Origin of the sequence: Pseudomonas chlororaphis subsp. aurantiaca (genome assembly GCF_013466605.1) — a bacterium.
In the GTDB taxonomy this organism is placed as follows: domain Bacteria; phylum Pseudomonadota; class Gammaproteobacteria; order Pseudomonadales; family Pseudomonadaceae; genus Aquipseudomonas; species Aquipseudomonas chlororaphis_I.
Genome location: NZ_CP059162.1, coordinates 3501706 through 3514274, shown reverse-complemented (window position 1 = coordinate 3514274; position 12569 = coordinate 3501706). Strand labels below are relative to the sequence as shown.

Annotated in this window: 11 protein-coding genes; 8 read left to right on the top strand and 3 right to left on the bottom strand. The window is 67.4% G+C overall.

The genetic code is table 11. The features are described 5' to 3' along the window. On the bottom strand, positions 1 to 906 hold the full coding sequence (locus H0I86_RS16025; RefSeq protein ID WP_180921232.1) for a helix-turn-helix domain-containing protein: 906 nt from the start codon (positions 904 to 906) through the stop codon (positions 1 to 3). Positions 907 to 1069: 163 nt separating this feature from the next. On the opposite strand from H0I86_RS16025, the gene H0I86_RS16020 reads away from it, so the two are divergent. The 3 genes from H0I86_RS16020 (at position 1070) to H0I86_RS16010 (ending at position 4962) form a co-directional block, all read left to right on the top strand. After that, positions 1070 to 2428 carry a glutamine synthetase family protein gene (locus H0I86_RS16020; RefSeq protein ID WP_180921231.1) on the top strand — a complete coding sequence of 453 codons (1359 nt, stop codon included), beginning with the start codon at positions 1070 to 1072 and terminating at the stop codon, positions 2426 to 2428. A 147-nt stretch (positions 2429 to 2575) separates the two neighbouring features. Next, positions 2576 to 3664, top strand: a complete 1089-nt coding sequence (locus tag H0I86_RS16015; RefSeq protein WP_180921230.1) for a polyamine ABC transporter substrate-binding protein — start codon at positions 2576 to 2578, stop codon at positions 3662 to 3664. After that, positions 3661 to 4962 (top strand): NAD(P)/FAD-dependent oxidoreductase, encoded by a 1302-nt coding sequence (locus tag H0I86_RS16010; RefSeq protein WP_180921229.1) that lies wholly within the window; start codon positions 3661 to 3663, stop codon positions 4960 to 4962. The genes H0I86_RS16015 and H0I86_RS16010 overlap by 4 nt, the downstream gene beginning before the upstream one ends. Positions 4963 to 5148: 186 nt before the next feature. Here the strand turns inward: H0I86_RS16010 and H0I86_RS16005 are convergent, their stop codons facing one another. Next, on the bottom strand, positions 5149 to 5916 hold the full coding sequence (locus H0I86_RS16005) for an EAL domain-containing protein (protein WP_180921228.1): 768 nt from the start codon (positions 5914 to 5916) through the stop codon (positions 5149 to 5151). Positions 5917 to 6165: 249 nt separating this feature from the next. Here H0I86_RS16005 and H0I86_RS16000 point away from each other — a divergent pair, with 249 nt between their 5' ends. Beyond that, positions 6166 to 7170 carry an AraC family transcriptional regulator gene (locus H0I86_RS16000; protein WP_180921227.1) on the top strand — a complete coding sequence of 335 codons (1005 nt, stop codon included), beginning with the start codon at positions 6166 to 6168 and terminating at the stop codon, positions 7168 to 7170. Between the two features lie 63 nt (positions 7171 to 7233). On the opposite strand, the gene H0I86_RS15995 is transcribed toward H0I86_RS16000, so the two are convergent. Then, positions 7234 to 7758: an SgcJ/EcaC family oxidoreductase gene (locus H0I86_RS15995; protein WP_180921226.1), complete on the bottom strand. Its 525-nt coding sequence runs from the start codon at positions 7756 to 7758 to the stop codon at positions 7234 to 7236. A gap of 170 nt (positions 7759 to 7928) precedes the next feature. Here H0I86_RS15995 and H0I86_RS15990 point away from each other — a divergent pair, with 170 nt between their 5' ends. Genes H0I86_RS15990 through H0I86_RS15975 form a run of 4 tightly spaced genes read left to right on the top strand, consistent with a single transcriptional unit; the run spans position 7929 to position 12569 of the window. Next, positions 7929 to 9113 (top strand): sensor histidine kinase, encoded by a 1185-nt coding sequence (locus tag H0I86_RS15990; RefSeq protein ID WP_180921225.1) that lies wholly within the window; start codon positions 7929 to 7931, stop codon positions 9111 to 9113. After that, on the top strand, positions 9110 to 9781 hold the full coding sequence (locus tag H0I86_RS15985; protein ID WP_180921224.1) for a response regulator: 672 nt from the start codon (positions 9110 to 9112) through the stop codon (positions 9779 to 9781). The genes H0I86_RS15990 and H0I86_RS15985 overlap by 4 nt, the downstream gene beginning before the upstream one ends. Then, positions 9778 to 12120, top strand: a complete 2343-nt coding sequence (locus H0I86_RS15980) for an ATP-binding protein (RefSeq protein ID WP_180921223.1) — start codon at positions 9778 to 9780, stop codon at positions 12118 to 12120. The genes H0I86_RS15985 and H0I86_RS15980 overlap by 4 nt, the downstream gene beginning before the upstream one ends. Next, on the top strand, positions 12117 to 12569 hold the full coding sequence (locus H0I86_RS15975) for a response regulator (RefSeq protein ID WP_025808788.1): 453 nt from the start codon (positions 12117 to 12119) through the stop codon (positions 12567 to 12569). Before H0I86_RS15980 ends, H0I86_RS15975 begins: the two co-directional genes overlap by 4 nt.

Sequence of the window (12569 nt, the reverse complement as noted above, 5' to 3'; positions counted from 1 at the left end):
TCAACGCTGGCCGCGACGCAGGGTCTCGCTCGGCAGTTCCTTGAACAGCGCGCGGTAGCTGCTGGAAAACCGCCCGAGGTGCCAGAACGACCAGCGCATGGCCACCTCGGCCACGGTGGTTTCGTCCGGGCCGCGGCTGAGCAGTTCGCGGTGCGCGCTGTTCAACCGGCGCAGGCGCAGCCACTGGGTCGGTGCCATGCCGGCGAAGGCCCTGAACGCGCCCTGCAACTGGCGCAGGGAAACCCCGGCCACCTGCGACAGCTCCAGCAGGTTGAGGCTGTCTTCCGGGCCGTCCGCCGCCCACTCCGCGACCCGCTGCATGATCGCCCGCTCCTCGGCGCGCCGGCGCAGGCCGCCGCCGTCCAGGCGCGCGCAGGCGTTGTCGAGGATAAACAGGCAATCGTCGAGCAACTGCTGGGTCAGGGCTTCACGGCTGGGTGGGTCGAGGGTCTGCGACAGGCGCGTCAGGGTCGCGCTGAGCCAGCGGCTGAACAAGGCGTTCTGCCCGCAGTTGAGCGGCGCCAGGAACAGGCCGTCGAGGCGCTGCGCGTCGAGCCCATGGCCGCGGACGAATTCCGGGCCGAACACCACGGCAATTTCCTGGTAGTTCTCCGGAGTGATCCAGATGTTGCGGCTCTCGCCGTTGAGCAGGTACAGGGCGTTGTCGCTGCGATCGAAACAGAACGCCAGGGAGTCCTCGGGCGCGCTGAAATTCTGCTCGACCCGGGTGTTCATGCACTCCTCGTAGATCTGCACCCCTTGCAGGTCCAGGTAACGCACCTGCCCGGCGAAATGCCCGGGCGACATCTGCTGGTAATGCTGCACCCAACCCGGGGTGGCACGGACCTGATCGGCCACATCGAAGGTGTTGAAGGCCTGGACCTGGAGAGCTGTCGACGCTGTCATGAAGGGACCTTTGCGCACTCTTTTGGTGCGCTTTGGTGCTGCTTAAAGTGGATAGATGGAACCGCAAGGCTTGCCCAAGATAGTCGCCAACGCGCCACAGGGGAAGCCTTGCCGGGCCACCCCAAGCACTGGCGCGTCACCGACAATCATTGACGAGGTCCTTATGAATGCCCCTTTCGATCAGCTGTCTGCCTGGCTGAAAGAACACAAGATTACCGAAGTGGAATGCGTGGTCAGCGACCTGACCGGCATCGCCCGCGGCAAGATAGCGCCCACCAACAAGTTCCTGCATGAGCGAGGCATGCGCCTGCCGGAAAGTGTGCTGTTGCAAACGGTAACCGGGGACTTCGTCGACGACGATATCTACTACGACCTGCTGGACCCGGCCGACATCGACATGGTCTGCCGCCCCGACGCCTCGGGCATCTACCTGGTGCCCTGGGCCATCGAGCCGACCGCCATCGTCATCCACGACACCTTCGACAAGTTCGGCAACCCCATCGAGCTGTCGCCGCGCAACGTGCTGAAGAAAGTCCTGCAGCTATACGCCGACCAGGGCTGGCAGCCGATCGTCGCGCCGGAGATGGAGTTCTACCTGACCCAGCGCTGCGAAGACCCGGACCTGCCGTTGAAGGCGCCGCTGGGCCGCTCCGGCCGGGCCGAGAGCGGACGCCAGTCGTTCTCCATCGACGCCGCCAACGAATTCGATCCGCTGTTCGAGGACGTCTACGACTGGTGCGAAGCCCAGGGCCTGGACCTCGACACGCTGATCCACGAAGACGGCCCGGCGCAGATGGAAATCAACTTCCGCCACGGCGATGCCCTCGACCTGGCCGACCAGATCACCGTGTTCAAGCGCACCCTGCGCGAGGCCGCGCTCAAGCACAACGTCACCGCCACCTTTATGGCCAAGCCGGTGGCCGACGAGCCCGGCAGCGCCATGCACCTGCACCAGAGCGTGGTCGACAGCGCCACCGGCAAGCCGATCTTCGCCGACGCCGAGGGCCGCATGAGCGAGCTGTTCCGCCACCATATCGGCGGCCTGCAGAAGTACATCCCCCAGGTGCTGCCGATGTTCGCGCCCAACGTCAATTCGTTCCGTCGTTTCCTGCCGGACACCTCGGCGCCGGTCAACGTCGAATGGGGCGAAGAAAACCGCACCGTCGGCCTGCGCGTGCCGACCTCCGGCCCGGAAGCCATGCGCGTGGAAAACCGCCTGCCCGGCGCCGACGCCAACCCGTACCTGGCCATCGCCGCCAGCCTGCTGTGCGGTTACCTGGGCATGGTCGAGGGCATCGAGCCGAGCGCCGCGGTGGAAGGCCGGGCCTACGAGCGGCGCAACCTGCGCCTGCCGATCACCATCGAAGACGCCCTGACCCGCATGGAAGAGTGCCCGACCCTTGAGCGCTACCTGGGCAGCAAGTTCGTGCGCGGCTATGTGGCGGTGAAACGCGCCGAGCACGAGAACTTCAAGCGCGTGATCAGTTCCTGGGAACGCGAGTTCCTGTTGCTCAGCGTCTGAGGCCTGCGCGCTTTCGCGCGCTGCCGCGCATACCGTTGTAGCCGCTGCGGAGCCTGCGAGGCTGCGCCGCCGATCGCAGGCTCGGCAGCGGCTACAGGGCTTCATGAATTTGGCAAACCAATAACAACCGCAAAAAGGGGTATCGCTATGCGTCTATGGAAATCGGTGGTTCCGCTGGCCCTGACGGTGCTGTTCGGCGCCACAGCCCAGGCTGAATCGAAAGTCAGCGTGTACAACTGGACCGACTATATCGGCGAGACCACCCTCGCCGACTTCCAGGCAAAAACCGGGACCCGGGTCATCTACGACGTCTTCGACTCCAACGAAACCCTGGAAGGCAAGCTGCTGGCCGGCCGCACCGGCTATGACGTGGTGGTGCCGTCCAACCACTTCCTGGCGCGGCAGGTCAAGGCCGGGGCCTTTCTCAAGCTGGACCGCGCGCAGTTGCCGAACTGGCAGAACCTCGACCCGAAACTGCTGGCCCTGCTGGAGCAGAACGACCCCGGCAACCAGTACTCGGTGCCTTACCTGTGGGGCACCAACGGCATCGGCTACAACGTCGACAAGGTCAAGCAGGTGCTGGGGGTCGACCAGATCGATTCCTGGGCAGTGTTCTTCGAGCCGGAGAACCTGAAGAAGCTCAGCCAGTGCGGCGTGTCGATGATGGACTCGCCGGACGAAGTGTTCCCGGCGATGCTCAACTACCTGGGCCTGGACCCGCGCAGCGAAAACCCCGCGGACTACAAGAAAGCCGAGGCCAAGCTGCTGGCGATCCGTCCCTACATCACCTACTTCCACTCCTCCAAGTACGTCTCCGACCTGGCCAACGGCAACATCTGCCTGGCCTTCGGTTATTCCGGCGACGTGTTCCAGGCCGCCAACCGCGCCAAGGAAGCCAAGAACGGGGTGAAGATCGCCTATTCGATTCCCAAGGAAGGCAGCAACCTGTGGTTCGACCTCCTGGCGATCCCGGCGGACGCGAGCAACCCCAAGGAGGCCCATGCCTTCATCGACTACCTGCTGGACCCGCACGTGATCGCCAAGGTCAGCGCCTATGTCGGCTACGCCAACCCCAACCCGGCGTCCCGGCAATTCATGGACCCTGAGTTGGTGAACAACCCCGAGGTCTACCCACCCCAGGCGGTGCTCGACAAGCTGTATATCTCCAGCACCCAGAGCCCGCAGACCATGCGCCTGATGACCCGCGCCTGGAGCAAAGTGAAGTCCAACAAATGAACCAGCACAGCCACGCGCAACACACCCGCTCCTACTACGCCGCCTCGGCCAACGCGCTGCCGGACTACCCGCCGCTGAGCGCCGACCTGAGCGCCGATGTCTGCGTGATCGGCGGCGGTTTCACCGGGGTCAACACCGCCATCGAACTGGCACAGCGCGGCCTGTCGGTGATTCTCCTGGAAGCCCGGCGCATCGGCTGGGGCGCCAGCGGACGCAACGGCGGGCAACTGATCCGCGGTATCGGCCACGACGTCAGCGGCTTTGCCCGCTACGTCGGCGCCGAGGGCGTGCGTTACCTGGAACAGGCCGGCATCGACTCGGTGGCGCTGGTCGGCCAGCGCGTGCGCGAACACGGCATCGACTGCGACCTGCGCTGGGGCTTCTGCGAGCTGGCCAACACCCCGGCCCAGTTCGCCGCGTTCCAGGCCGAGCAGGAGCATCTCGCGGCGCTGGGTTACGTGCATGAAACCCGCCTGGTGGCCCCGCAAGACATGGCCCAGGTGGTGGCCTCGTCGCGCTATGCCGGGGGCCTGGTGGACATGGGTTCCGGGCACCTGCACCCGCTCAACCTGGTGCTCGGCGAGGCCGCCCTGGCCCGGTCGCTGGGGGTGCGGATCTTCGAGCAGAGCCCGGTGCTGGAGCTGATCCACGGCGACAGCGCGCAGGTGCGTTGCGCCAGCGGCACGGTGCGCGCCGGGAGCCTGGTGCTGGCCTGCAACGCCCACCTGGATGACCTGGAACCACGGCTGAGCGGCAAGGTGCTGCCGGCGGGCAGCTACATCATCGCCACCGCCCCCCTGGCGCCGGCCCTGGCCGCCGAACTGATCCCGCAGAACCTGGCACTGTGCGACCAGAAGGTCGGCCTCGACTACTACCGGCTCTCGGCGGACCGCCGGCTGCTGTTCGGCGGCGCCTGCCACTACTCCGGGCGCGACCCGGCGGACATCGGCGCCTATATGCGACCCAAGCTGCTCAAGGTGTTCCCGCAGCTGGCGCACGTGGGCATCGACTACCAATGGGGCGGCAAGATCGGCATCACCGCCAACCGCTTCCCCCAGGTCGGGCGCCTGCGCCAGTACCCCAACGTGTATTACGCCCAGGGCTACTCCGGGCACGGGGTCAACGTCACCCACTGGACCGCGCGCCTGCTGGCCGAAGCCATCCACGCCGGCCACAGCCAGGGCCTGGATATCTTCAGCGCAGTGCCGCACATGACCTTCCCCGGCGGCCCGGCCCTGCGCGCGCCGCTGCTGGCGCTGGGCATGCTGTGGCATCGGTTGCGCGAGGTGTTGGGCTAACGATTACGTGGGTGAATGGACTGCCGTTATCGCTGGCAAGCCAGGCTCCTACAGAAGCGCGCCAGACGCGAAATGGTGACACCCATGACTCTGTAGGAGCCAGCGGGCGGCGATCCGACTTGCCGGCGATGGCACCACCAAATGCGCCGCTGTCATCTCTGACAAGCAGCAGTAAACCACCCCCGCTCAGTCCGCCACCACTCGCTCGGCCACCACCCCACGCAACCGGCATAGCGCGCCCAGGCGGTCGAGCCGTGGCCGGCCGAACAGGTAGCCCTGGCCCCACTCGCCACCGCAGGCCGTGGCCAGGGCGCGGTCGGCTTCGCTCTCGATGCCTTCGATGATCACGCAGGGCGCCAGGGTCTTGCACAGCTGCACCAGGTGTTTCAGGGTCTGCACGCTGTTGGGTTCGCTGCGGGCGCGCTGCAGGTAACCCTGGTCGATCTTGACCATGTCGGGGCGGGTCTGGCGGATGAATTCCAGGGTACCCAGGCCGGCGCCGAAGTCGTCCACCGCCACCCGGCAGCCCAGCTCGCGCAGGCACAGGACAAACTCGATGGCCGCCTCGGGACTCGGCGGCGTGGCGCTTTCGGTGATTTCGATCACCAGCCGCGCGGCCACCGAAGGCGCGTCGCGCAACTGCGCGAGGGTGGCGGACCAGAACGGATCGATGATCGCGCTCTGCGCCGAAATATTGCAGCCCAGGCGCAGGTGCTCGTCCTCCAGCAGGCGCTCGATCACGCATCCCACCACGCTGCGGTCCAGCTCATGCATCACCTGATGGCGCTCGAGCATGGCGAACGGGTAGACGCCATTGCCCGGCTGCTCGACGTGGCGCAGCAAACCTTCCTGGTACAGCACCCGGCTGGCGTCGGGCAGCCACACCACCGGCTGGAAGGCCAGCGCCAGTCGCCCCTGCGCCAGTTCCCGATAAAAATCTTTGACGCTTTGCATGACAGATCCGTAGTCGAAGCGGCGACAGCGCGCCGGGTGGGTGGGCCAGGATGCGTCGGCGCGCCCGACGAGATAATGGCTCATTGCCACTTATGATCCCCCCTGCCCGAGCGGCTCGAAAGTGTTCCCGGATACCTTTCGTTTGTCCTCGGAAACACCGCACCGCCCTTTCTCGACTGTGGCCCAGGGTTTATTGCGATCATGCGCCGGCGCCAATGACATCAATTAGCCACCAGTCCAGGAAGTACTATGCACAGAATGACCGGCACCAGTTTCCGGGTGCTTGCCGATGTCCTGACCGATGCCGGCATCAAGGTCGAGGCCTTGCTCAAGCGCCACGGCAGCAGCCACCAGGAGGCCTGTGAAAACCCCATGGGCGTCAGGCTGGAGCTGGTCTACGCGGTGCTGCAAGACGCCGTGCACCTCTGCGGCAACCCGGACCTCGGCCTGCTGGCGTACACCAAGGCCCACCCGGCCAACCTGGAAGTGCTCGGCTACGCCCTGATGTCCGGCGCCACCCTGGGCACCGCGCTGCAACGCCTGGTGGACTATCACTCGCTGGTCAGCAACGGCTTCTACCTGTGCCTGGAGCGCAGCCCCCAGGCCGTCACCCTGATCGGCTTCGACCTCGCCCTCGAGCCCGGCCTGGTGCCGCGGGCGTTCATCGATGCCGGCGCCGCGCAGACCCTGGGCCTGGTGCACTGGCTGCTGCCCGGACGCAAGCCACAACCGCTGGCAGCGAGCTTCACCTACCCGCGGCCGGCGGACACCCGCGCCCTGGAGCGCCTGCTGGGCCCCAGCCTGCAGTTCGACGCGCCCTACAACAGCCTGAGCTTCAGCCCGCGCGATTGCGCGACCGCCCTGCCCAGCGCCGACCCGGCCCTGGACGTGCTGCACATGGAATACGCGCGCAGCCGCCTCAAGCTGTTGCTCGACGGCTCGATGACCGCGCAGGTAAGGCGGGTATTGTCCGAGCGCCTGGCCCAGGGCGGGCCCAGCGACCTGCGGCATATCGCGCAGTTGGTGGGGGTCAGCAGCCGCAGCCTGCAACGGCGCCTGGGCAACGAGGACATGCACTTCTCGGCCCTGCTCGACGAGGCGCGGCTGATGCTGGCCCACAGTTTCCTGCGCAACTCGGCGCGCAGCGTCAAGTACATCGGCGCCCTGCTCGGCTTTCGCGACCAGAGCAGCTTTCACAAGGCCTGCCGCCGCTGGTTCGGCATGACCCCGGGGCGTTATCGCCAGGAAGGCTGAAGCCACAGACAAAAACGCCGGGCACTGGGCCCGGCGTTTTTACATGGCACGGCAGGTGGCTGTTCAGCGATGGCTGGCCTGCAATGGCGGCTGCGCCTGGGGCATGGCCGAAGAGTGGTGGTTGAGAATCTTCCACTGGCCGTCGATGCGCTCGTAGAGGAAGGTGTAGCGCGCCTGCACCTGGCGGGTCGCGCCACCGGCTTCGTGCAGGGTGAAGGTGTAGACGCCGCTGTCCATGGCCGCGTCCGGACCCAGGTGGCGGATTTCCCGGTAGTTGATCTGGCCCACCGGCTTGCCCGCGAGGAAATGCTCGAAGTAGTCCTGGATCTGCGCCGGGGTGGTGCGCACCTGGTTCGACACGGTCGGCTGGAGGATCGCGTCGGCGGCGTAAAGACTGGTTACGTTTTTTGCGCTGCCGCTTTGCAGGGCCGCGTTCCAGCGATCGAACAGGCCGGCGATCTCCCGGTCGCCCTGGCTCTGCGGCTGCGCGGCGACGGTGCGGTACACATAAGGCGTGGCGTCCAGGGCCTGGGCCAGGGGCGCGGCCAGGGCCAGCAACAGGGCAATGGCGGTGGTTGGCAGTTTCATCGGAAGGCTCCAGTGGGTTTCAATGCGCCCACTTTGCCCATCCGGCGCAGCCTCGCCATCGGCCAACCGGTGCCGGCGGCCTATGCCATTCGGCAGATAGGCCCACGCCCGGCAAGCGGGTCTAATGCCTGCTCGCGAGCGCACGCCCTTCACGCTGGAGCCTGTTTTTCATGCAAAGCCCGACCCACGACCCCGGCAGCGCCCTGGCCATTCGCAGCCAGTATCGCCAGTCGCAAAGCCGCGCGGCGCGCCTGCGCCTGCTGGTGGACACCGGCCAGGAACTGACCCAGCTGCCACCTGCGGCCATGCGCCAGCGCGCCCTGCAACGGGCCTGCGCCTTTATGGCGATGGACCACGGCCTGCTGCTGGAATGGCAGCTCGCCCAGCCGCCCCGGGCCACCGCCCGGCATGGCGGCAGCGAACGCCTGGCCGCCCTGCACCCGTTGGCCAAGTCTGCGACCCTGCATCCCGAATGGCTGCCGCAGAGCGATGCGGCCCTGCCCCAGGTGTTGCGCATTCCCCTGCCCGGCGCCGACGGCCAGGCCTTCGGCGCGCTGCTGCTGGCCAACAGCGTGGCCCTGGCCGCGCCCGACAGCGAGGACCTGGAGTCCCTGCAACTGCTCGCCACCCTGCTGGCCGCGCACCTGGAAAACCAACGTTTGCTGGAGGCCCTGCAAACCCGGGAACGGACCATGTCGGAGCTGGTGCACCGGCTGTTCAGCGCCCAGGAAGACGAACGCAAGCGCGTGGCCTACGACCTGCACGACGGCCTCGCGCAAACCCTGGCCGGCCTGCACCAGCGCCTGCAGGGTTTTGCCGGACGCTGCCCGACATTGCCGCAAGAACTGCACGGCGAACTGCAAACCATCCTGACCCTGGCCCAGGGCTGCGTCGGCGAGGGCCGGCAACTGATCGGCGGCCTGCGCCCCAACGTGCTGGACGATTTTGGCCTGTACAAGGCCATCGACAAGGAAGCCGATCGCCTGCGCGACGCCGGCCTCGAAGTGCGCTGGCAGCAACAGTCCGACGCACGCCTGCCGGGCGCCAGCGAGATCGCCCTGTTCCGCATCGCCCAGGAAGGCATCAACAACATCCTCAAGCATGCCCGGGCCAGCCGTGCCGAACTGAGCCTGCAACTGCTGGATGGCCAGGCCCGGCTGACGCTGGCAGACAACGGCGTCGGCTTTGCCCTGGACAGCCCGCTGTCCAGTTGCGGCGGCCAGCACCTGGGCCTGGCGGCGATGCAGGAACGCGCCAGCCTGCTGGGCGGCGAGCTGTCCTGGCACAGCGCCCCCGGCAACGGCACCCGCCTGCAAGCCCGGGTGCCGCTGCCCACGGCTGGAGAAAAGCAATGAGCCCTGCCCTGCGCCTGGTGCTGGCGGACGACCATGAAGTCACCCGCACCGGTTTTGTCGCCCTGCTCGCCGGTCACCCGGAATTCGAGGTGGTCGGCCAGGCCCGCGATGGCCAGGAAGCCCTCGACCTGTGCGAGCGCCTGCAACCGGACATCGCCATCCTTGATATCCGCATGCCGCTGCTCAACGGCCTGGGCGCGGCGCGCCTGCTGCACCAGCGGCAACCGGCGATCAAGGTGATGATCTTCACCATGGACGACAGCCCCGACCACCTGGAAGCGGCGATTGCCGCCGGCGCGGTCGGCTACCTGCTCAAGGACGCCAGCCGCAGCGAAGTGCTCGGCGCCCTGCAGCGGGTAGCCCAGGGCGAGGAAGCCCTCAACAGCACGGTCAGTGCCCGGCTGCTGCGGCGCATGGCCGAACGCAACGCCGGCAGCGGCGGCGCCCAAGTCGTCGCCCTGACCGCCCGCGAACGCCAGGTGCTGGGGCTGGTGGCCGGTGGTTTCAGCAACCGCGAGATCGGCGAAAAGCTCGGCATCACCACCGGCACCGCCAAGGCCCATGTGGAGCGGGTGATCGGCAAGCTCGGCGCGGCGGACCGGACCCAGGCCGCGGTGCGCGGCATCGCCCTGGGGCTGGTGGCGCAACCCGCGGGAGAATGGCCATGAGGCTGCTGGCGAGCCGGCACTGGCTCGACCTGCCCCTGCGCGGCAAGGCGCTGGTGGTGATTTCCCTGCCGCTGGTGATCCTGCTGCTGTCGCTGGTGCTGATCTACATCACCGAACGCCAGACCGCCCGCGCCGAGGAAGACGTGCGCCGGGTGCTGCTGGTACAGGGCGATATCCAGACCGTGCACACCCTGCTCGCCGAAGCGGCGGCCAGCGTGCGCGGCTACCTGCTGACCCGCCGCGAGGACTTCCTGCCCAGCTACGAGCGCGCCCAGCCGCTGATCCAGGCCGCGCTGCAACGGCTGGACAGCAACATTCGCGACGCGCGCATGCGCGATCACCTCAAGGCCATCGCCCCGCTGATCGGCCACAAGCTCGACGGCCTGGTGGCCCTGCGCAACGGCCGGCCCAACGACAGCGCCAGCATCACGGCGATCCTGATCGAGAACAAACAGGTGCTGGACGTACTGCGCGAGCAGATCAGCGCCATGCGTATCCGCGAAGACGGCTTGCTCGCCGAACGCAGCGCCGCGGCTTCGGCGACCCGCATGCGCCTGCTGATGGCCACGCTGCTGGCGGCGCTCTGCGGCCTGTTCGGGGCGATTGTCGCGGTGCTGTTCTTGTCCAAGGGCATCGTCGCCCGGGTGCAGCAGGTGCAAGGCAATGCCCAGCGCCTGGCCCTCGGCCAACCGCTGCGACCGCAGGCCCCGGAACAGGACGAGATCGGCCAGCTCGGCACCCGCCTGGTGGAGGCCGGGCAACTGCTGGCCGAGCGCGAGCGGGCCCTGCGCGATAACGAAGAGCGCCTGCGGCTGATCATCGACGGGGTCAAGGACTACGGGATCTTCGCCCTCGACACCCAGGGCCGGGTCACCACCTGGAACGCTGGCGCCGAGCGGATCAAGGGCTACAGCGAACAGGAAATCCTCGGCCGGCACTTCTCGCTGTTCTACCTGCCGGAAGAATGCCCGGCGCACCCGGACATGGCCCTGCGCGAGGCCACCCGCGACGGCCACTACATGGAGGAGGCCTGGCGCTGCCGCAAGGACGGCAGCCGTTTCTGGGCCAGCGTGGTGATCACCGCGCAGTACGATGCCAGCGGCGCGCTGCGCGGCTTCTCCAAGATCACTCGCGATATCACCGACCGTCGCGCCGCGGAAATCGCCCTGCGCACCGCCCGCGAAGAAGCCGAAAGCGCCAGTCGCGCCAAGAGCGAATTCCTCTCGCGCATGAGCCACGAACTGCGCACCCCGCTCAACGCCATCCTCGGTTTCGCCCAGTTGCTGGACATGGACTCGCCCAGCGGCCAGCGGCCCCAGGTCGGTCATATCCTGCGCGCCGGCCAGCACCTGCTGACCCTGATCAACGAGGTGCTGGACATCGCCCGCATCGAGGCAGGGCACCTGCCGCTGAATGTCGAGCCGATCGCCCTGGCCTCGGTGCTGCACGAGGCCCTGACCCTGGTCTCGCCAATGGCCACCGACGCCGGCATCCAGCTGGCCGCCCTGCCCGCGCTGAGCGAACACTGCGGGGTGATCGCCGACCGCCAGCGGCTGATCCAGGTGCTGCTCAACCTGCTGTCCAACGCCATCAAGTACAACCGGCCCCAGGGCCAGGTGCGGATCGCGGTCAAGGTCCTGGGCACGCGGGTCGAAGTGGCGGTCAGCGACACCGGCGCCGGCATTCCCCTGGAGCGCCTGGACCAGCTGTTCCGGCCCTTCGAGCGCCTGGGCGCCGACCCGCGGGTGGAAGGCACCGGCCTGGGCCTGGCCCTGAGCAAGAGCCTGCTGGAGATGATGGACGGTAGCCTGCGGGTGCACAGCACGCCGGGCCAGGGCTGCTGCTTTACCTTGCAACTGCCGTTTGTACAGGTGGCCGTGGCCGGCGCGCATCTGGCCCTGGAACAGCAGGCGCTGGAGCAACCGGTGTCGGTGCTGCCGGCCCGGGTCGAGACCGTGGAATACCGTGGCCAGGTGCTGTGCATCGAAGACAACCTGTCGAGCCTGGCGCTGATCGAAACCCTGCTGCAACGCCGCCCCGGCATTCGCCTGCTGTCGAGCATGCAGGGCCAGATGGGCCTGGACCTGGCGCGTCAACATGCGCCGCAACTGATCCTGCTGGACGTCAGCCTGCCCGACCTTGCAGGCCTGGAAGTGCTGAGCCGGCTGCGGGAGTCGCCGATCACCGCCAGCACCCCGGTGCTGATGATCACCGCCGACGCCAGCGCCCTGACCCACCGCGCCCTGCTACAGGCCGGGGCCACGGCGATCCTGACCAAGCCCATTCATATCCCGGCGTTTCTCGCCCACCTTGAGCAACATCTACCGGAGCCCGCATGAACCACGATTTGCGCATCCTGATCATCGACGACCAGCGCCCCAACCTCGACCTGATGGAGCAGCTGCTGGCCCGCGAAGGCCTGCACAACGTGCTGAGCAGCACCCAGCCGCTACGCACCCTGGACCTGTTCAACAGCTTCGAGCCGGACCTGGTGATCCTCGACCTGCACATGCCCGAGTTCGACGGCTTCGCCGTGCTCGAACAACTCAACCGGCGGATCCCGGCCAACGATTACCTGCCGATCCTGGTGCTGACCGCCGACGCCACCCGCGACACCCGCCTGCGCGCCCTGGCCCTGGGCGCTCGCGACTTCATCAGCAAGCCACTGGACGCCCTGGAAACCCTGCTGCGGATCTGGAACCTGCTGGAAACCCGCGCCCTGTACAAAGCCCTGCGCCAGCAGGTGCCGGCGCAGCAGATCGAGCTGCTGCGCCGGCATCGGCAGTGA